Below are 357 nucleotides of genomic sequence, written 5' to 3'. Positions count from 1 at the left end.
GTCCGAACCCGAAGCCGAACCGTTGTTGCCTTCAACCGTGCCGACGTTGTGCCAAGCAGCACGACCGTTGAACTGGTAACCCGGAACCGTCAGACCCTGGGCAACTTGCAGGTTGTTTGCAGGCTGGCCCGCACCAACGTTGATGTTGGTGATCGAGTGGTTGAACTGGCCCTTGTTGAGCATGTTCTGGGCGTTTGCCGACGTTGCAACGAGAACGAGGGCGGCAACGCCAGCCGAGAGAGCGAGCTTCTTCATGGTAATCCTGCTTTAATAAAATAGGGTTCGGGGCGACCGGAAAGGCCGCCCCGAGGTCGTTTCTTGTCTTGGCTTAGAGAGCCGAGATCTCGATGGCGACCG

General features: G+C 58.0%; 1 protein-coding gene. It reads right to left on the bottom strand.

Translation table 11 applies throughout. From position 1 onward, the window contains the following. A partial coding sequence (locus tag OB03_RS14380; RefSeq protein WP_461344615.1) for a hypothetical protein occupies positions 1-255 on the bottom strand: 255 nt, incomplete at its 3' end. Positions 256-357 lie beyond the last annotated feature (102 nt).

Source organism: Brevundimonas sp. GN22 (assembly GCF_054824005.1).
Note: the sequence above shows the minus strand (reverse complement) of the source record. Positions and strands in the feature narration are given on the sequence as shown.